The organism is Thermoanaerobacter kivui, from assembly GCF_000763575.1.
Taxonomy (GTDB): Bacteria; Bacillota; Thermoanaerobacteria; order Thermoanaerobacterales; family Thermoanaerobacteraceae; genus Thermoanaerobacter; species Thermoanaerobacter kivui.
On record NZ_CP009170.1, the window covers coordinates 2,132,322 to 2,150,457 of the forward strand.

Genomic DNA, 18,136 nt, shown 5'->3' on the forward strand with positions numbered 1-18,136 from the left:
GCTGAAATCTTAATAGAAGAGGAGGATTATCATGTTCAAAATTTTAGAAAAAAGAGAATTGGCACCTTCCATCAAGTTGTTTGTAATAGAGGCACCACTAGTGGCTAAAAAAGCAAGGCCAGGCCAATTCGTTATACTAAGGATAAAAGAAGGAGGAGAAAGAATTCCTCTTACTATTGCAGATTACAATTCAGAAAATGGCACTGTCACAATAGTATTCCAAGAAGTAGGTAAAACCACCCAGGAATTAGGAACTCTAGAAGCTGGAGACTATATCCAGGACTTTGTTGGGCCTTTAGGTGTACCGGTGGAGTTTCCTAATCACAAGAAAGTTTTAGGAATAGGCGGAGGCCTTGGTATTGCTCCACTTTATCCTAAACTCAAAATGCTTCATCAGCAGGGGGTAGAAGTAGTTTCTATTATAGGTGCTAGGACAGCTGAATTGCTAATCTTGGAAGAAGAGATAAAAGCTGTAAGTGACAGGATGTACGTGTGCACCGACGATGGCTCAAAAGGCCGCCATGGGTTTGTCACAGTAGTACTTAAAGAGCTTTTAGAACAAGGCGAAAAATTTGATGAGATTATTATCATAGGTCCCCCGATTTTGATGAAAATAGGAAGCGAAATTACCAAGCCTTATGGCATACCCACTATGGTGAGCCTTAATCCCATAATGGTAGACGGCACAGGCATGTGCGGTGGGTGTCGTGTCACCGTAGACGGAGAAATCAAATTTGCTTGCGTTGATGGTCCGGCTTTCGACGGCCATAAAGTAGATTTCGATGAACTAATAAAAAGATTGGCCACTTATAAGGAGGAAGAAAAAATTTCCCTCGAAAGATTTAATGAAGCTCATGAATGCAAATTAATCAACAAAATAGAAGGAGCTGATAAAGATGCCGTTAAATAGAAGCAAAAAGAAAACACCCATGCCTACCCAAAAGCCTGAAGTCCGCAGGCGTAATTTTAATGAAGTAGCTTTGGGCTATTCGGAAGAAGAGGCAGTTAGTGAAGCCCAGAGGTGCCTTCAGTGTAAAAAACCAGGATGTGTTGAAGGGTGCCCCGTTCAGGTACAAATTCCCCAGTTTATAAAGCGTATTGCAGAAAGAGATTTTGAAGGAGCTATAAAGATTATAAAGGAAACCAACAGCTTGCCCGCCATATGTGGCAGAGTCTGTCCACAAGAAACGCAATGCGAGAAAAACTGTGTTTTGGGCAAAGTAGGTGAACCTGTAGCCATAGGTCGCCTGGAACGGTTTGCAGCAGACTGGGAAAGAGCCAAAGGCATCCATCCCCCGGTAATTCCTAAAAAGCTTGGTAAAAAAGTGGCCATCATCGGTTCCGGGCCCGCCGGTCTCGCCTGTGCAGGAGATTTGGCTAAACTCGGCTACGATGTAACGATCTTTGAAGCTCTTCACAAACCCGGTGGCGTACTGGTATACGGTATTCCTGAATTCAGGCTACCAAAAATTATAGTGGAACAAGAAGTAGAGTTTATACAACAGCTGGGCGTAGAAATTAAAACTAACATGGTTATGGGCAAAGTTTTAACGATAGACGACCTTTTTGAAATGGGGTATGAGGCTGTCTTTATCGGCACTGGAGCTGGCCTCCCGAAATTTATGGGCATACCTGGTGAAAACTACCTGGATGTGTATTCAGCCAACGAGTTTCTAACCAGGATAAACCTGATGAAAGCCTATTCTTTTCCCAACACTGACACCCCCATAAAGGTAGGTAAAAAAGTAGCAGTAATAGGGGGTGGCAATGTAGCTATGGATGCAGCCAGGTCTGCCATAAGAATGGGAGCTGACGAGGTTCATATTGTGTATCGCCGTTCTGAGGAAGAAATGCCCGCAAGAAAAGAAGAATTCGAGAACGCTAAAGAGGAAGGTATTATATTCGATTTCCTCACAAATCCAGTGAGAATAATAGGTAACGAAAATGGTTGGGTCAAAGGTATTGAGTGCATCCGCATGGAACTTGGAGAACCTGACGCTTCGGGTCGTCGCCGTCCAGTTCCTATAATGGGTTCTGAATTTATTATGGATGTTGAGACGGTAGTAATCGCCATAGGTACTGGCCCTAATCCCCTCCTCACAAAGCCACTGAAGGCTTAGAACTTACAAAACACGGTTATATCGCTGTGGATGAGGAGGGACGGACTTCCAGAGAAGGGGTATGGGCTGGAGGCGATATTGTAACAGGTTCAGCTACTGTGATTTTGGCCATGGGTGCCGGAAAAAAAGCAACTCGTTCCATCCATGAATACTTACAAAACAAAAAATGGCGGTAAACATCTTTCGGTAAACTAAAGAGACGATAGCAAGTCGGTGCTGTGGAAGGACATACATCCAGCTATCGTCTCTTTTATTTATGAATTTATCGTTTTGCCTGCTCATTTATTTCCTGTTCAGCAATCGTTTTTAAAATTTTGTTGCTTGCATCTATTAATAAAAGCTACCTTCTATTTTGCATCTTTCAAAAGCAAAAAGCCGCCTTTAGGCTAACTCATTATTCCTTTACTACCCATTGCTTTATTCATCTCACTTCAATTGGAATAATTTGTAGATTTCATGAACTTCATAAGTGTTTATTACATCTTTTGCCTCTAACCAGCCTTTTCTAGCAATTCCCACCCCATACTTTATATCATTTAAGCCCTCTACGCCATGGGCATCAGGACATATCGCAAGTTTTACTCCTTTTTCTTTTGCATGCTTTACATACCGCCAGTCTAAGTCAAGCCTATAAGGGGTTGCGTTTATCTCAATTATCTTGCCATAATGGCCTGCTGCTTCTATCACTTCATATATATCGATTTCATAACTGTCTCTCGCTAAAAGAAGCCTTCCTGTGACATGCCCTATTATAGTTGTATATTTATTTTCTATGGCTTTTATAATTCTCTTTGTCATGTCTTCTTTGCTCATCCTAAAATTTGAATGAATAGAAGCAATCACAAAATCGAATTGTTTTAATATTTCTTCTTCATAATCTAAAGAACCATCAGGCAGTATATCAGACTCTATTCCTTTAAATATGACTATATCGTTATATTTCTTACTTAACTCTTCTATTTCCTCCCATTGCCTTACTAAGTCTTCTTCTTTGAGTCCTCCTGCATAAAAAGCAGATTTGCTGTGGTCTGTGATGCCTATATACTTATACCCAAATTTTCTCGCCGCCTCTACCATTTCTACAAGAGTATTAGTCCCATCACTGTAAGTCGTATGAACGTGGAAAACTCCTTTTATATCTTTTTCTTCTATTAATTTCGGAAGCTCACCTTTTTCTGCCGCTTCTATTTCTCCCATGTTTTCTCTTAATTCAGGAGGAATATATAAAAGTCCTAATTTATTAAATACCTCCTCTTCGCTTTTACATTCTATAAGTTTGTCTCCTTTAAAAAGGCCGTATTCATTCATTTTGATACCCATTTGCTTCGCCTTATGCCTCATTGCAGTATTGTGCTCTTTGCTGCCTGTAAAGTGGTGAAGTGCATAAGGAAATTCTTTTTCCGTTACAACTCTTAAATCTGTATTTATACCCGACTTTAAAGTGACACTGGTTTTTGTATCTCCTTTTGCTATAACTTCCCTTACATCTTGGTAATTTACAAAGGCTTCCATAACTTTTGAGGAATCTGATGCCGCAGCCAAAATATCAATATCTTTTACTATCTCTTTTTTCCTTCGTAAACTACCTGCAATTTCCGTCACTAATGCAGTTTTAGTCATATCTAAATATTCCTTTAATTTAAGCGCTTCTGTGTAAGCTTCTGGATATAAATGCTGACCGCTGAATTGCTTTACAAACTGTATCCCTTCCAAAATTTTCTTTTGAGTTTTTTCCCCAAAACCCGCAAGGTCTATCAATCTATTTTCTATACAAGCATATTCCAACTCTCTAATTGTGGTAATATTCAATTTTTCGTATATAGTCTTTATCTTTTTTGGACCAAGACCGGGAATTTTAAGCATTTCAACAAGCCCTTCAGGAATAGAGGCTTTTAAATCCTCATAATATTTCATTTTACCTGTTAAAACTAGCTCCGTAATCTTTTTATTAATTGCCTCCCCTATCCCTTTTATGTCTTTTAATCTATCCTCTTTAACAAGGATTTCTATATCTTCATCTAATAATTCTATTGTCCTCGCAGCATTATAATAAGCTCTCGACTTAAAAGGATTTTCCCCTTTAAGCTCCAGCAATAACCCTATATTGTTTAAAACATTCGCAATCTCTTTTTTATCCATTTTATACTTCCCCTTTAGCACACAAAATCTTTAGTACATTATACCACAGAAAAAATAAAAAATAGAGGATTAAATATAGCCTCTCTTTATAAAAGACAAGGGGACGGTTCTTTTGTCTTATTCCAATATGAAACAAAAAAACCATCTCCTTGTTCGGGAAGAAGTTATATTATTTCAATTTTGTTTCATTATTTTCATTGTAAATATGAACAATATTATGCAATATAGTATTGCCGATATAATTGTAGTTAAATTATTTTCTGTACTAAAGGAATTCGCAAGTGAGATTAAGTTGTAGGGAATAAATTTAGCTATTTTATCAATATTTACTAATATTGCTGAGACTATATGAAGTATTAATACTGATAATGCAGCTATTATACCTTTTTTCAAAATGCTACTCAAAAATATAAGCAATGTTATTGTGAAAATATAATAAGTTGACATTAAGATAGATGATATTAATATTTTATTGAAAGCTATGACGTTGTTATGGAAAAGTGTTGTTGCGTAATAGTAGTTAATAGCAAATCCAGTTATTATGAAAATTGACAAAGTAACGGAATAATGAAGTATTTTTGATATGACAATAGCTGAAAGGTTAGCACCTTTAGAATAAGGGAATACTAATTTTTGTGAAGACACTTCTTCACTTAGGGTTCCCATGAGTGTTAAAAGCACTATCAGTAATGATATTTGATTTAAATCCTTTATATAATTTTGTACTGCAGATTTCATATCAATTTGTATTAAAGAAGCTAAATCACCATTTATTTCATTTTTAAGCATTTCTGGAAGCAATTTAAGGATTATAGGATCAAGTATAGCAAATAGAACAATGCCAATTAGAAGTATTAGATATTTGTAATGCCTCCACGATTCTATTATTTCCTTTTTCAGATATGCTTTAAAGGTGTTCATTTTGCTTCACCATCCTTATAAATATGTCCTCTAGAGTATTTTCTCTTCTTTGCAGTGATATAACAGGTATACTAAGTTTTGATATTTCATTGAGGATATTCTTTTTTGCTGCTTCAATGTCATTTACGTAAATACTTATAATATCATTCTCTATTTTAATATCATCAATCCATTTTACATTATTAAGTTTTTCTTCAGCATTGGTAGGTAAATTTTCAAAGACAATATCATACACAGGCTGAATATATTTTTGCTTTAATTCTTTTAATCTTCCTGAAAAGATAATTTTACCTTTATCAAGTATGCCAACATAGTCGCAAACTCTCTCAGCATCACTTAATATATGGGTAGATAAGAATATGGTTTTTCCATTTTTCTTCATTTCCAAGATTTGATTAAGTATATCATATCTGCTTTCTGGATCTAAGGCAGATGTAGGTTCATCTAAAAAAATTATTTCAGGGTTATCTAAAAGAGCCACCGCCAGTCCTAATTTTTGCTTCATTCCTCTTGAATAACCTTGTATTTTTTTGTTGGCGGCTTCTTTTAATTTAACTGTATTAAGGAGTTCTTCCACTTCTGTGCTAGCTTTTTGATGAGGAATACCTCTTATTTTGCTTATAAAATACAGGTATTCGCTGCCAGTCATGTAGTTATAAAAAGTAGGATTTTCAGGAAGGTATCCTATTTCGTCAATTAGTTTCCTATTATTTCTATTTAACATTTTACCATTTATATATATTTCTCCCTCATCATAATCAATAAGCCCTGTTAAAATGTTCATTGTGGTAGTTTTACCAGCACCATTTCGCCCTAATAAGCCGTAAATATTTCCTTTTTCAACTTCAAAACTTATCCCTTTTAAAACTTCATATTTACCGTATTTTTTTGTTAGATTAAAAACTTTTATCATGTTATTCTCTCTCCCTGCCTATAGTTAAAAATATCAAGCAACCTAATATTTCTCCAAAGATTATAATTAAAAACCATGCCCATTTTGGAAGATATTTAACTTTGTCTTTTGAAAGTCTGTAAATTGAAAATACAGTAAGTCCTAACTGGATTATAGCTAAAGGAAGAAGTAGTTTTATTAATTCAGGATTGCTTAATTTATCAATCATTAATCTAGACCTCCTCAGATTATTTTAATTTTGTTGAACATTCAGGACAGTATTTCCAATCATCTTTTATTTCGGCTCCACATTTTGGACATGTTTTCTTTAAAGAAGTACCACAATAAGGACAGAATTTGTAATCATTTCTTACTGTTTTTCCACAATTAGGACATTTAAGATATCCATACCTTGTTACAAAAAGGTATATGATTAAAGAGGTAGGTATATTTAGGAGTCCAAAAATCCCCCATACCCAGTAGTATTTTTCACCACGTTTTTTTGCATCCATAAAAATCCATAAAGCTTGAAGAAATAATAGGGGTATTACAATTATTAAAATTAATGTGTTTTTGGACATTTTATCATCTCCTTGAAGTCTTTAATTTGTAAAAGGGTATTAAGATTAATGGCAGATTGAAATAAAGGAAAATTTGCGTGTATAGTAGCAACCTAAGATCCAGATTTGCCATAAATAATACTGATGATATTAAGAAAATTATTGATGTGGTTATAAAAATAAGCAATTCAAGTCTATCTTTTCGTTTATTTCTTATTTGCTCTGCCTTTTCTATAATTTCTGCGATATTTACTTGCAAGTCTGACATATCAATTTTAACATCTAAGGTATCCATGTAATTTAATGTTAGTTTTAAATTTTTTTTGAATGTATAACAGTCATTGCAATTTTCAATATGTGAAATTACTTCTGTATTGTCACTAAGTTCATTGTAGTGAATATCAATTATTTTGTCTTGTATTTTTTTACATTCTCTTTTCACAATATACCCCTTCTTCCCATTTCTGACATTATTTCTTTTATAGCATTGTGTAAACGTGACCGTACTGTGCCAACAGAGCAGTCCATTATTTTCGCAATTTCTTGGTATTTATATCCATAATAGTGTTTTAAAATGAATACTGCTCTTTTCTCATAAGGCAGTTTCATTAAAATATTCATTAGTTCGCTGTATTGAATATTTGTCATAGCGGTCTCTTCTACATCTTCTTCAGTATTTGAAAATATTTCTTCTACAAGTTCAATATTTTTGTGTTTTTTTAAATAATCTTTAAATGTATTAGTTGCGATTTTTAAAAGCCATGTTGAGAACTTGACTTCAGGAGTAAAATTTTTAATATTTAAAATAGCTTTGAGCATTGTTTCCTGTACTATATCCTGGGCAAGCATCGGTTTACCTGTCATTTTAATGCAATATCCTAATAAAGTATTATAGTTTTGGGAGAGTAACTCATTTAGAGCATATTTATTACCATTTTTTGCTTTATATATTAGTTCTTTCTCTTCCATCACCTGCCCACCCTTCTACAAATTAAACGCGTGACTAAGTAAAAAGTTCATAATTTTATTTCATCAAAAACTGGTTATTTATAAGTGTATTGTGAAGAATTGTTTTAGTAATAGGATATATGTTGTATAATGATATAAAGGATTTTATTATAATAATTTTCTGGAGGAAAGTTTAATGAAATTATTATTGAGGTTTATAGGGATTTTAATAGTAATTTTTGTTACAGTGGTAATAACATTAGAATATCAGATAATTTCTTTTTCACTTTATGAAAAACCAAAAAAATCTGATGTGATAATAGTTTTAGGCTGTGCAGTATATGGAAAGACGCCAAGTCCTTTTTTCAAAGAAAGGCTTGATGAGGCTTTGAGACTTTATAAAGAAGGGTATGGTAAGTATATAATAGTCTCTGGAGGAAAAGGTCCTGGAGAGAATATTTCGGAAGCTGAGGCAGGAAAAGAATATCTTTTAAAAAATGGCATACCTGAAAAGATTATTTTAACTGATAATAAATCTCTTTCTACATATGAAAATTTATTTTTTTCCAAGAAAATTATGGATAAAAATTCATTAAAAACAGCAATAATTATTTCAAATAAATTTCATTTAAAAAGGGCAAGTGTAATAGCAAAGCGTATTGGAATAGATGCAAGTTATTCTGGGGTCTTCTTAAAAAGATATATGTTGAGTGATGAAGCTTATGGTTTTTTACGTGAAATACCTGCACTTTTATATACATATTTAAAGGAATGAAGAATATGGTTGTCTTTTATTGCATCAAAATTAACCGCAATAGCACCATAAAACAGGGCTTTTTCAGCAATTTCGGACGGTTCTTTTGTCTGCAGACAAAAGAACCGTCCCCTTTGTCTTCGGATAGCCTAAAAAGGCAATAGTACATTAAACCCCTTCCTCACCTTACTCACCTTGCATCAGACTTTCTATTAATATAAAAAATCCACTAATTAGATTACTTTAGCTGCTGCTCAGCAATTTTTTTTAAAACTTTGTTGTTCGCATCCACTAATAAAAGCTTTACGTTATTTTCTTGTTTTTTGAGCTGTACAATTTTGTTAAATCCAATAGCTTGATTCTCGTAAATGTTAAAGCCAAATTCTATATTTGAATTGGGAAGTATATATTTTTCAAAATTCTTTAAAGCTATTGTATTTCCGTTTTTTGTATCAATCATTTCGGCTTTCCCTTCTTTGTAGAAAATTACGGCAATACTGCCTCTTTTATAAAATAACGGCATGTCATAATTTAAGTTTTCCGAAGCATTTGGTATTATGGTGTGCTTTGACATTTTTAAATTGATTAAATCCATATCATATGACTTAAATTCTTTATCGTTGGCCGTGATAAAAGTAACCACATCCCCGTTTTTCCTCACCAATAAGCTGGGCTTATCTAATGAAGCTATCTCTTTTTCATTTCCATTTTTATCTATTTTATATATTTTTGTTGTCTTTATATTTATGTTCTTGTACAAATATATGTTTCCATTTTCGTCCACATATAGCAAATACCCATTTGCAATGAAGGTGGGTTTTCCCTCATTAAGCTTTTTGTATACTTTTCCTAAGCTTTCAAAATATATCTGATAACTACTACCATTTTTTACTGCTATAACATTTGTAACAGGCATATCTACTTTCACATCATAAGTTTTAAAAGCAGTCAAATCCACCATCTTGATCGTCATATCGCTGTCCTTTTCATCTTTATCAACATATGCAAAATATTGCTCATTTGGCAGCAGCGAATATTGGCTTGAAATCATGTACTTAACAGCTGCATACTCTACTGCCAGCTTATTCCCTTTTATTAAATTTACAATGTTTACGGCATAAAACTTGTCTTTGTCAATTTTTCCTGTCAAAGCATAATTCCCTTCTGTGCTTAACAACATTATGATTTCACCTTTTTTTAAATCAAGTTTTGTGGGAAGTTTATAAAAATTCCCTTTTGACTCTAAAACCAGGTTTTCTCCATCTTCAATGATGATTTTGTTCTCATCTGCATAAACTAACTTTGGGTCAGAATTTTTAGTGAATTGATACTCCTCCAAATTTGTATATTCATTAGAGCAGGATGCCAAAATCAATGACCCTACTATTAACACTGTCAATAAAAAATACCTCATCCTTTTCATAGCCTCACCTCATAATTTGCAAAATCTTTAACTGATATATATTACTTCTACATCTCTTTCCTAAATTCCTCCTCTGTTTACCAAATTGTAATATTTCTGTAACATTGCTGTAATATTTTTATGTTGTACCCTTCCTCTGTATGCCACCTTCACTCCCTTTAGGCATAAGCAGACCTCTTTTATACATCCATCTTCGCAAATTAGAAGAAGCAGGGCTTGTAAAAGCAAGTATGGAAATATCCAGTGATGGAAAAGCCACAAAATATTATGAATTAACTCATTTTGATATGAGACTAACACCTCAAATGCTTTATGAAATCTCTAAAGAAATTAATTTAGAAAATGAAAAATCTCAATAACGAAAACCCTCAGACAAAGTCAGACAAAGGGGACGGTTCCTTTTGTCTGAGGGTTTTTACTCTTTTCTACATACTGATCTAAAATAGAAATTCAGCCTCAGCAGTTTTAAGTTCGCACCATAATAAATCTTTTACTCAAAATAGCAGCTAAATAAATTATTATAACCAGCATACTAACTTTTTCTAATACTCCGAAATATGAAGCGAAAAATACCAATATTATGACAGACATGCTGCCAAATATATTCACCCATGTATCTTTTATGACTTCATATATACTATTCTTTTCTATCGGTATATCAAAGGCTAGGTTGTACATACATATTTCTATTTCTATAATGCTTCGCAACACCTTAGAAAATTTTTCACCTTTCAAAGATTTTTTATACTTATAAAAGTAAATTTGCTTTAAAACATTTGTGAACATTACAGTTGTAAAAATTACATAAGTTCCAATCTCACCGCCTCTTCCTTTAGCATGAACATAAAATAATATCCCAACTATAAACCACACAAATGTCCTAACTTTTGACCTGCCAATCATTTTATATATAATCCCATCGTCTAGAGGAACTTTGCGCCAACTACTAAAAAACATTTTTCGCTTTTCTACAAAATTGATTATTAGAGGAGGAATTTTATCTCTATCAGACAATTTGTAAATATAAAGTACCACTTGATATAAAGATTCGAGTAGAATTAAAATGGCATTAAACCATACCGCCAACATAATAATAATCTCCTCATAGATATTCTCCTTTAGTAATAATATTCAACTGTAGTCCCGTATTCCATTCCAATCTCTAATGTTTGGACTTTTATAGGTTTTGTATAAGTTCCATCAGAATAATCTACTAATGTCACATAAATTACATAAACATTCTCATAATTGCTCCAGGCTTTCCACATCCACGCTCCCGTATAAGTATCTTGTAAATAGTTATTATTAAACCATGATATTAATGTGTTTGTAAAGCGATCTATAACAAAGCTCGTAGGGAATCCTAATTTATATTGATAAGCCAAAGAAGCTACAATAAAATCAACTGATAATTTAGCTACATATCTTGCCAATTCATTATTGTTGTGCCTATAAATTATGTCCGAAAGTAAAATATCTCCACCAATGTCAGCATGATAATTAGGTAAATAAATAAAATCCATACTAGAACAGACAACAGGAACGGTTCCTCTTGTCCGATTTATTTTTTAGAAATTTTCAATTAACACTATAGAAATATCCAAAATCATCAGTTACATACAATCCCCAACTTAACATATATACTTTTGTAACAGTTTATTTCGCATTTGGAATTTTACTGATTATTCTATATTTTTTAAATAAAAATAAAAAATAAGGCAAATACTCAGTAAATTATAGGTATCTATTAGCTCTTATAATTCCACTGATAGTTATAATGATTTTGTATCCAATGGCACCATTTTACTTTAATTCTATTATTATGTCAAATTACTTCATTAATTTACTTTCCATCGCCGTAGGATATTCTCTTGTTTTCACAATTTATAAATAAAGCCCAGACAGTGCTTTTCTGTTCGGGCTTTTTAAATTTCAGACAAAGGGAACCGTCCCCTTTGCTTTAGAAATAGTAAGGCAATATTACAAAAATTATTGATTGAACTTTATTAGGAACTCAATAGGTTCATTTCTATAAGTAACATTTTCCACCTGCTTGTAATTTCTACCATAAAGTTGAGTATTTATGTCCATTATTTTCCATTCATTTCCCTCATTTATAAAGGTATATTTCCGTAAATAATAATCGTAATAAAAATGTCCTTTATAAGTTGTTACTACTTTCCCCTTTGAAAAAATGTATTTGTTTTTGCCATCATCATAAACTTTTGAAATCTGTACCTCTATTTCTGTTTTAACAGGCTTAAGAGTATTTCTAATTTCTTTTAATTGTTCTTCTGTAAGTAAGGCTAAATTTTTCCTTTTTACCATGTTTATAGCATCAGGGAAAAGCTCGAGTTTCGGCCTATAAGTTATTATTAGCTCTGCCTCATTAAATTCATCTGCAAATTTTGCAACTTCTTTTACCTTTTCGATATAAGTATCTGTACTCAGATAAAAGTTTGCATATTTATTACTCAGTTCCTCTATTGCTTTTACTTCTCTTAACAATTCTTCACTGCTATTGTCAAATATCCCACATCCAGTAAAAAATGAAGAAAACATCAATAACAGCAAAAAAACTATAATAATATTTCTCCCCATTAAACTTCACTTCTTTATTGATATTCCCATAATTAATTGCAAATGTGAAACTGCCAATAATTATTATTACAAATCTTATCTATTACCCCTGTATTTCTTCCAATTTATATATGTATTTATACTCAAAACAATAATTAATATAACTAACAAAATGTTAGTTATATTAAGAAGACTTACTATATCTCCTATACGGTGATGCGTGAAAAAAACTTCAGAAGATACATTCCCAACTTCTGCACGAATGCCATTTAAAGCATTAGAAATTTGATCTAAAATTTGAGAATAATCTCCCATGTTATTACCCCCACATGTTAAATGTAACGTCAAACTAAGACCTTAAATTCGCATCTCTATAGTCTCCAAAGTATTGAAATAAGAATTTTTCCAGAAAAAGGAGGTGCCTCCCTTAATGCCATAAGTAGTAGTTGTATCAAAAACAAATACCATTCTCTAGAATAAGATGAGAAAAAAGAAAAATTGTTTTATTTGTCCAATTTCTAATACACACTATAAACATAGGTAAGTGAAATATTTTTCCTTAAATAATACACATTATTATTAACATAACTAACAGTAAATCCAATTGATTTTAGATATTCGATAGAAAAGGAACCAGTTACAGTCGCATTCGTTGTTACTACAATAGTAGCTGTACCAGTTGTTTCTATTGCTGTTGTAGGAAAACTACCTGTTCTAGAAATAGTAATAGCATATTTATCTCTTAATTCCCAGGGGCCACTACTTGCTTCCACCCAATAAGTATAATTTACCTTATCAATTTGTCTAAAAGACCCATAAGTATAAATTGTCAAAACTGTGTACAATCTTGAAACAGCAGCTCCATCTGTTCTTTCTTTGTATATCGTGTGAGTAGTATAAATGCCAGAATTTTGTGGGAACACAAAATTTTTTGCTTCAACATCAGTAATAACAGGTTCAACTTTTTCTCCATATGCCTCTAAAAGCTCACCTGTACTTTTATCCCTGATTTCAACTCTCACAGAATTACCTTTTTCTATCCTTTCTAATTTTACTTTAGAAAGGTCAAACGGCACTGTCACATAAATATCTTTTAGTTTTATTTTATTGGAAACATGTAAAGGATAATCCTTGCTTGTTATATTATCAGTCGCTCCAAATACAACTGTTGTTGAAAATATTAATATCAAAGTAAGTAATACTGTCACTATCCTTTTCATTTAATCTCATCCTCCTACCTTAAAATCTTGGTCGTAAGCAAAAAGCATTTCTCAAATTCCTTCCCTCTCTTAACACTTTCAACTCCTTTCCTAATAATTCTAAGGACTACCGGTAGTTCCTTCTATATCCATGGTATCTTATTTCTAGCATCTTGTCAATTGACCAAAAGTATAAATTTTTATTAAAATAACCCTTACTTTTGTACTTTAGTATAAAAACTGGATTTTCCTCCTTTAAAATTTGTACTAGTAGGTCTTTGCAGAATCTAAAATCCTTATGGATTAAGGGATTCTGCTATATATTTTCAAAGGAATTCCTCCACTTTTGTCGAATTTATATAGAGAACCAAATCCCAAAAAGAAATGGAGGAAATCCTATGAAAATCAAAGCTAAACAACTTTCTCTCTCCGATATTTACGATGATGTTCAATCCTTCTTTGAAGAAGATAAACCCAAGTTTATTAAACTATTTGATTCCTTTATTGATTTATCTGAACTTATTCCACCTTCTTTTTACGCCCATTATTATTCTCACTTCGGGCGTCATAGGGATTTTTCTCTTGAATCTATGCTCACTGCTTTGATTATCCAAAAAATTCTCTCTATCCCTACTTTAAAACTCCTTGTCCATGTTCTTAAGCTATCTAAAGAATTAAGAGAGCTTTGTGGCTTTAAAAGAGTCCCTCATCCTTCTCAATTCTCTAGATTTAAATCCATTTTCCTCAAAGATTTGGAGAATTTCTTCAATAATCTTGTTAATTTAACTGAGCCTATTTGTCAGGCTATTAATCCTTCACTTTCTAATATCCTCATCGCTGATACTACTGGCTTTGAACCTTATGTCAGAGAAAAAATAATCCTAAGTTCTTTGATTCCCTTTATAGAAATATTAAAAAGTTCTCTAAATCTAATCCTGATTTTGATGCCCACTCTTATGCTTGTTCTAAAATGCCTAAGTTCGCTCACTCTAATCCTGATGCTAAATTCTCTTATATTAATGGCCATTATTGTTACTCTATCAAAGCTACCATCCTCACTAATGGCTTAGGCATTATTCAGCATATTAGTTTCTATGACGATGATTCTTTAAATGTCAATACTGCTAAATCTGCTGCCGAGTCTAAAGATTTGTACGATTCTAAAACTTTAATCCCTTCTCTTAAGGAATTCTTTAATTTACATCCTATTTTCTCTTATAGATACTTCTTAGGTGACGCTGGGTTTGATTCTTTTGATAATTATAAATACTTGTTCTCAAAGCTTGGCATAATCCCTATTATCCCTATTAACCCTCGAAATTCTAAAAACTTACCTCAGCCTACTTTTAACTCTGATGGTATCCCTACCTGCCCCCGTGACCCTTCTCTTAAAATGTCCTATGATGGCATCGTTCGGGAAAAAGGTAGAGCTACCAGAATTAAATGGCTTTGCCCTATGTCCAAAAAAGTTAGACTAAATGGTAAAACTACTTATATCCTTCAATGTGATAACCCCTGTACCTCTTCTAAATGTGGCAGAATATTCTATACTACCCTTGATATTGATTTTAGAAAAAATACTTTTTTCCCTCGTAACTCTAAAAAGTGGTCCAAACTTTATGAAAAACGCCCTATTATTGAAAAATCTATTTCTCTTTTAAAAAGTTCTATCGCTGTTGATAGCTTTAAACTCATAAATACTAGGTCTATCAAAGCTGATGTTTTTCTTGGGGCTATCACTCAACATATTGGTTTAATTATTACTGCAAAGCTTGGTACTTTTGAACATCCTTTATCTTTGAAAAAACTTTTGGCTTGATAACTTGTTCTTATGATTTGATTTGTTTGTCATCTTTTTACATTAAAAAGGTGTGTTAAGTATTGTCTTTTTTGAATTTGTATCTTTCTTCCATTTCTCTTTTTCCGTCTTGAGTGTGCCTTTAAAATGTAATTTCTTTATTTTGTTCCTTGTAATGTAACTTTTTTACTCTAATATTTATCTCATTTTGCAATCACCTAAATTTGTACTAGGGTAATTTTTATAAACATTTAATCCTAATGTCATTTTTAAATCTGAAAGCACGTATTTGTCAAAATTTTCTATAAGCTCTATTTTCCCTGTCCTCGTATCAACTATTTGCGCTCTTCCATCTCTATAAAAAACTATTGCAATATTTCCTCTATCATACAGTAAAGAAACCATGTCGTTGAGATTTCCTGATAAAGCAGTGCGTTTCCCCGTTATCAAATTTATAAATTCTATATTGTTTTCTAAAAATTGTTTATCAGTAGCTGCTGTAACAAAAATAACTGCTTCACTCCCTCTCTTTATCAATTCATTAGGTTTGTCAATTAAAGCTATTTCTTTTTCTCTTCCATTTTTGTCCACCTTATATATTTTCGTGGTTTTTATGTTTATATTTCTGTAAAAATATACATTGCTATTTTCATCTACAGATAACAAGTACCCATTTGTAACTAATTTAGGTTCCCCTTGCTCTTATAATGATACCAGAAAACTAGACAGACAAAAAGTCAAAAATAAGTTAGAATATAGTTATGAATAAGAGAAGAAATTTTACACCAGAACAAAAAGCAAAAATTGTATTAGATGTATTACGAGAAGAAAAAACGCTTAATGAAATATCTGCTGAATATGAAATACATCCGAATATGATTAGTCGCTGGAAAGCAGAATTTGTCAATAATGCAGCAAAGGTGTTTAGCAAAGAAACCGACGAGTTAGAAAAGGTCAAAAAATCATATGAAAAGGAGAAGGAGGAATTATTGAAACAAATAGGGCAGCTCTCTTATGAGAATGCCTGGCTTAAAAAAAAATCTGGCCAATTCTAAATCTCGTGAGGAACGCATGAAAATGATTGATAGGGGTGATAAAAAGCTTAGTATTAGCAGACAGGCTGAGCTCTTAAGTATTAATCGCACAAACCTTTATTACAAGCCTGTACCAACAAGCGATGAAGAATACATGATTAAGCGTATCATTGATGAGGTCTATACAGCCCATCCCGAATATGGATATCGCAGAATGACAACTATACTAAGGAGGGATTATGGAATTCTTATCAACCGTAAAAGGACTCGCCGTTACACGCGGGAGATGGGCATACACGGATTTTGCCCTGGACCAAATCTTAGTAAGAGACTGCATAGCAAATACCTATATCCATACTTATTAAAAGGACTAAACATTGATCATCCTAATCAAGTATGGTCAATAGATATAACATATTGTCGGATGAAGCGAGGCTTTATGTATTTAGTAGCTATTATAGACTGGTATTCCAGGTATATTGTAGGATATGGGCTGTCTAGTACACTTGAACATACATTCGTCATTGATACACTCAAAAAAGCCATAAAGCGGCATGGAGCACCAGAAATCATAAACAGTGACCAAGGTTCACAGTTTACTTGTGAAGACTATATAAACTTGCTGAAAGAAAATAAAATAAAAATATCTATGGATAGTAAAGGTAGGGCATTGGACAATCATCGTATAGAACGATTTTTCAGGAGCTACAAGGGGGAGAAGCTTTACCTAGAAGACTGCGAAACTGGGCATCAGCTAAGAAAAATAACACAAGAATATATTGAATACTACAACAACAGGAGACCACACCAGTCATTAGAGAATAGAACACCTGCTGAATATTACTACAGAAAATCTAATATTCTTGTGCAAGTTGGTTAAATCTGTGGCATTTATAACATGCTCCCTGTGGTGAGCTTTTCATTCCATGCCTTGATGCATCAGTGGTTACTATGATATGTTTATGCTTGACATAGCTGTATGCATCTATTGTAATAAGACTATACACTCAAATAACTTCAGTTTATGTATCTAACTTACATTTTATATAAAATTATCAAAATAAAGGAGGTGCAAAAAATCTAACTTAGATTTTTGAAAAAATTGTCTTGACAGATGGGGACATTATATTCTATCCCAAGATTTAATTTTATAGGTAACCTGTAGAAATTCCCTCTCGATTCAACAACCATATCTTCTCCATCGTTAATAATGACTTTATTCTCATCTGCATAAACTAACTTGGGGTCAGAACTTTTATTGAATTGATACTTCTCCAAATTTGCGTATTCATTAGAGCAGGACATCAAAATCAATGACCCTACTATTAACACTGTCAATAAAAAATACCTCATCCTTTTCATAATCTCCCCTCATAGAAATATTTTGTAAAATTTCTCAACGGGGACAGTTCCTCTTGTCCGATTTATTTTTTGGAAATTTTCAATTAACACTATAGCAATATCCCAAATCATCAATCACATACAATCCCCAACTCAACATGTACACTTTTGTAATAGTTTATTTCGCATTTGGAATTTTACTGATTATTCTATATTTTTTAGATAAAAATAAAAAATAAGGCAAATACTCAGTAAATTATAGGTATTTATTAGCTCTTATAATTCCTCTGATAGTTATAATGATTTTTCATCCCATGGCACCATTTTACTTTAATTCTATTATTATGTCAAATTACTTCATTAATTTACTTTCATTCGCCGTAGGATATTCTCTTGTTTTCACAATTTATAAATAAAGCCCGGACAG

19 protein-coding genes and 2 pseudogenes are annotated in these 18,136 nt (G+C 32.6%); 6 read left to right on the forward strand and 15 right to left on the reverse strand.

Features of this window, described 5'->3' with window-relative positions; all coding sequences use genetic code 11:
* Positions 1-31: 31 nt before the first annotated feature.
* Together TKV_RS10870 and gltA are read left to right on the forward strand one after the other, a co-directional pair.
* A complete protein-coding gene (locus tag TKV_RS10870) occupies positions 32-910 on the forward strand; it encodes a sulfide/dihydroorotate dehydrogenase-like FAD/NAD-binding protein (protein ID WP_049685944.1) in 879 nt (292 codons plus the stop codon).
* A pseudogene (gene gltA / locus TKV_RS10875) lies at positions 897-2,296 on the forward strand (NADPH-dependent glutamate synthase). The gene TKV_RS10870 and the pseudogene gltA overlap by 14 nt, the downstream one beginning before the upstream one ends.
* Positions 2,297-2,546: 250 nt before the next feature.
* Here gltA and polX read toward each other — a convergent pair.
* The 7 genes from polX to sigY form a co-directional block, all read right to left on the reverse strand.
* Positions 2,547-4,259 (reverse strand): DNA polymerase/3'-5' exonuclease PolX, encoded by a 1,713-nt coding sequence (gene polX / locus TKV_RS10880; protein ID WP_049685945.1) that lies wholly within the window; start codon positions 4,257-4,259, stop codon positions 2,547-2,549.
* A gap of 174 nt (positions 4,260-4,433) precedes the next feature.
* Positions 4,434-5,180, reverse strand: a complete 747-nt coding sequence (locus tag TKV_RS10885) for an ABC transporter permease (protein WP_049685946.1) — start codon at positions 5,178-5,180, stop codon at positions 4,434-4,436.
* The gene (locus TKV_RS10890) at positions 5,167-6,093 is read right to left on the reverse strand and encodes an ABC transporter ATP-binding protein (protein WP_029687549.1); all 927 of its coding nucleotides are present in this window, start codon (positions 6,091-6,093) and stop codon (positions 5,167-5,169) included. Before TKV_RS10890 ends, TKV_RS10885 begins: the two co-directional genes overlap by 14 nt.
* Before the next feature lies 1 nt (position 6,094).
* Complete coding sequence (locus TKV_RS10895; RefSeq protein ID WP_003868125.1) at positions 6,095-6,301, reverse strand: PLDc N-terminal domain-containing protein; 207 nt, start codon at positions 6,299-6,301, stop codon at positions 6,095-6,097.
* 19 nt (positions 6,302-6,320) lie between these two features.
* Positions 6,321-6,653, reverse strand: coding sequence for a zinc ribbon domain-containing protein (locus tag TKV_RS10900; RefSeq protein WP_049685947.1), 333 nt, complete (start codon positions 6,651-6,653; stop codon positions 6,321-6,323).
* Positions 6,654-6,657: 4 nt separating this feature from the next.
* A complete protein-coding gene (locus TKV_RS10905; protein ID WP_049685948.1) occupies positions 6,658-7,074 on the reverse strand; it encodes a hypothetical protein in 417 nt (138 codons plus the stop codon).
* The gene (sigY, locus tag TKV_RS10910) at positions 7,071-7,601 is read right to left on the reverse strand and encodes an RNA polymerase sigma factor SigY (RefSeq protein ID WP_049685949.1); all 531 of its coding nucleotides are present in this window, start codon (positions 7,599-7,601) and stop codon (positions 7,071-7,073) included. Before sigY ends, TKV_RS10905 begins: the two co-directional genes overlap by 4 nt.
* A 175-nt stretch (positions 7,602-7,776) precedes the next feature.
* Between sigY and TKV_RS10915 the strand changes: the two genes are divergently transcribed.
* Positions 7,777-8,355, forward strand: coding sequence for a YdcF family protein (locus tag TKV_RS10915; RefSeq protein WP_049685950.1), 579 nt, complete (start codon positions 7,777-7,779; stop codon positions 8,353-8,355).
* A 217-nt stretch (positions 8,356-8,572) separates the two neighbouring features.
* Here the strand turns inward: TKV_RS10915 and TKV_RS10920 are convergent, their stop codons facing one another.
* The gene (locus TKV_RS10920; protein ID WP_049685951.1) at positions 8,573-9,757 is read right to left on the reverse strand and encodes a hypothetical protein; all 1,185 of its coding nucleotides are present in this window, start codon (positions 9,755-9,757) and stop codon (positions 8,573-8,575) included.
* 140 nt (positions 9,758-9,897) lie between these two features.
* Here TKV_RS10920 and TKV_RS10925 point away from each other — a divergent pair, with 140 nt between their 5' ends.
* A complete protein-coding gene (locus tag TKV_RS10925; RefSeq protein WP_003868119.1) occupies positions 9,898-10,116 on the forward strand; it encodes an ArsR/SmtB family transcription factor in 219 nt (72 codons plus the stop codon).
* Between the two features lie 106 nt (positions 10,117-10,222).
* On the opposite strand, the gene TKV_RS10930 is transcribed toward TKV_RS10925, so the two are convergent.
* The 5 genes from TKV_RS10930 to TKV_RS10950 form a co-directional block, all read right to left on the reverse strand.
* The gene (locus TKV_RS10930; RefSeq protein WP_029688100.1) at positions 10,223-10,846 is read right to left on the reverse strand and encodes a hypothetical protein; all 624 of its coding nucleotides are present in this window, start codon (positions 10,844-10,846) and stop codon (positions 10,223-10,225) included.
* A 29-nt stretch (positions 10,847-10,875) separates the two neighbouring features.
* Positions 10,876-11,280 (reverse strand): hypothetical protein, encoded by a 405-nt coding sequence (locus TKV_RS10935; protein ID WP_049685952.1) that lies wholly within the window; start codon positions 11,278-11,280, stop codon positions 10,876-10,878.
* Between the two features lie 466 nt (positions 11,281-11,746).
* Complete coding sequence (locus TKV_RS10940) at positions 11,747-12,358, reverse strand: hypothetical protein (RefSeq protein ID WP_049685953.1); 612 nt, start codon at positions 12,356-12,358, stop codon at positions 11,747-11,749.
* A 75-nt stretch (positions 12,359-12,433) separates the two neighbouring features.
* Positions 12,434-12,652, reverse strand: coding sequence for a hypothetical protein (locus TKV_RS10945; protein ID WP_003868813.1), 219 nt, complete (start codon positions 12,650-12,652; stop codon positions 12,434-12,436).
* Between the two features lie 203 nt (positions 12,653-12,855).
* Entirely contained in the window at positions 12,856-13,557 is a 702-nt protein-coding gene (locus tag TKV_RS10950) for a hypothetical protein (protein WP_003868812.1), read from the reverse strand.
* 377 nt (positions 13,558-13,934) lie between these two features.
* Here TKV_RS10950 and TKV_RS14005 point away from each other — a divergent pair.
* A pseudogene (locus tag TKV_RS14005) lies at positions 13,935-15,355 on the forward strand (transposase).
* Positions 15,356-15,532: 177 nt separating this feature from the next.
* Here TKV_RS14005 and TKV_RS10960 read toward each other — a convergent pair.
* A complete protein-coding gene (locus tag TKV_RS10960; RefSeq protein WP_236617262.1) occupies positions 15,533-16,000 on the reverse strand; it encodes a hypothetical protein in 468 nt (155 codons plus the stop codon).
* A gap of 95 nt (positions 16,001-16,095) precedes the next feature.
* Between TKV_RS10960 and TKV_RS10970 the strand changes: the two genes are divergently transcribed.
* Positions 16,096-17,248, forward strand: a protein-coding gene (locus TKV_RS10970) for an IS3 family transposase (RefSeq protein WP_394213989.1) whose coding sequence is annotated in 2 segments (ribosomal slippage) — positions 16,096-16,367 and positions 16,366-17,248 — 1,155 coding nt in all. Because the reading frame shifts where the segments join, the coding sequence is not laid out codon by codon here.
* Positions 17,249-17,448: 200 nt separating this feature from the next.
* Here the strand turns inward: TKV_RS10970 and TKV_RS10975 are convergent.
* Entirely contained in the window at positions 17,449-17,730 is a 282-nt protein-coding gene (locus TKV_RS10975; protein WP_049685955.1) for a hypothetical protein, read from the reverse strand.
* Positions 17,731-18,136: the final 406 nt, after the last annotated feature.

Excerpts from the sequence above, each read along its gene's own strand:
- polX (WP_049685945.1), bottom strand. The coding sequence starts at position 4,259 with ATGGATAAAAAAGAGATTGCGAATGTTTTAAACAATATAGGGTTATTG.
- TKV_RS10920 (WP_049685951.1), bottom strand. The coding sequence starts at position 9,757 with ATGAAAAGGATGAGGTATTTTTTATTGACAGTGTTAATAGTAGGGTCA.
- TKV_RS10950 (WP_003868812.1), bottom strand. The coding sequence starts at position 13,557 with ATGAAAAGGATAGTGACAGTATTACTTACTTTGATATTAATATTTTCA.
- TKV_RS10900 (WP_049685947.1), bottom strand. The coding sequence starts at position 6,653 with ATGTCCAAAAACACATTAATTTTAATAATTGTAATACCCCTATTATTT.
- TKV_RS10930 (WP_029688100.1), bottom strand. The coding sequence starts at position 10,846 with ATGTTGGCGGTATGGTTTAATGCCATTTTAATTCTACTCGAATCTTTA.
- TKV_RS10945 (WP_003868813.1), bottom strand. The coding sequence starts at position 12,652 with ATGGGAGATTATTCTCAAATTTTAGATCAAATTTCTAATGCTTTAAAT.
- TKV_RS10915 (WP_049685950.1), top strand. The coding sequence starts at position 7,777 with ATGAAATTATTATTGAGGTTTATAGGGATTTTAATAGTAATTTTTGTT.
- TKV_RS10940 (WP_049685953.1), bottom strand. The coding sequence starts at position 12,358 with ATGGGGAGAAATATTATTATAGTTTTTTTGCTGTTATTGATGTTTTCT.
- sigY (WP_049685949.1), bottom strand. The coding sequence starts at position 7,601 with ATGGAAGAGAAAGAACTAATATATAAAGCAAAAAATGGTAATAAATAT.
- TKV_RS10870 (WP_049685944.1), top strand. The coding sequence starts at position 32 with ATGTTCAAAATTTTAGAAAAAAGAGAATTGGCACCTTCCATCAAGTTG.
- TKV_RS10975 (WP_049685955.1), bottom strand. The coding sequence starts at position 17,730 with ATGAAAAGGATGAGGTATTTTTTATTGACAGTGTTAATAGTAGGGTCA.
- TKV_RS10885 (WP_049685946.1), bottom strand. The coding sequence starts at position 5,180 with ATGAACACCTTTAAAGCATATCTGAAAAAGGAAATAATAGAATCGTGG.
- TKV_RS10895 (WP_003868125.1), bottom strand. The coding sequence starts at position 6,301 with ATGATTGATAAATTAAGCAATCCTGAATTAATAAAACTACTTCTTCCT.
- TKV_RS10890 (WP_029687549.1), bottom strand. The coding sequence starts at position 6,093 with ATGATAAAAGTTTTTAATCTAACAAAAAAATACGGTAAATATGAAGTT.
- TKV_RS10925 (WP_003868119.1), top strand. The coding sequence starts at position 9,898 with ATGCCACCTTCACTCCCTTTAGGCATAAGCAGACCTCTTTTATACATC.
- TKV_RS10935 (WP_049685952.1), bottom strand. The coding sequence starts at position 11,280 with ATGGATTTTATTTATTTACCTAATTATCATGCTGACATTGGTGGAGAT.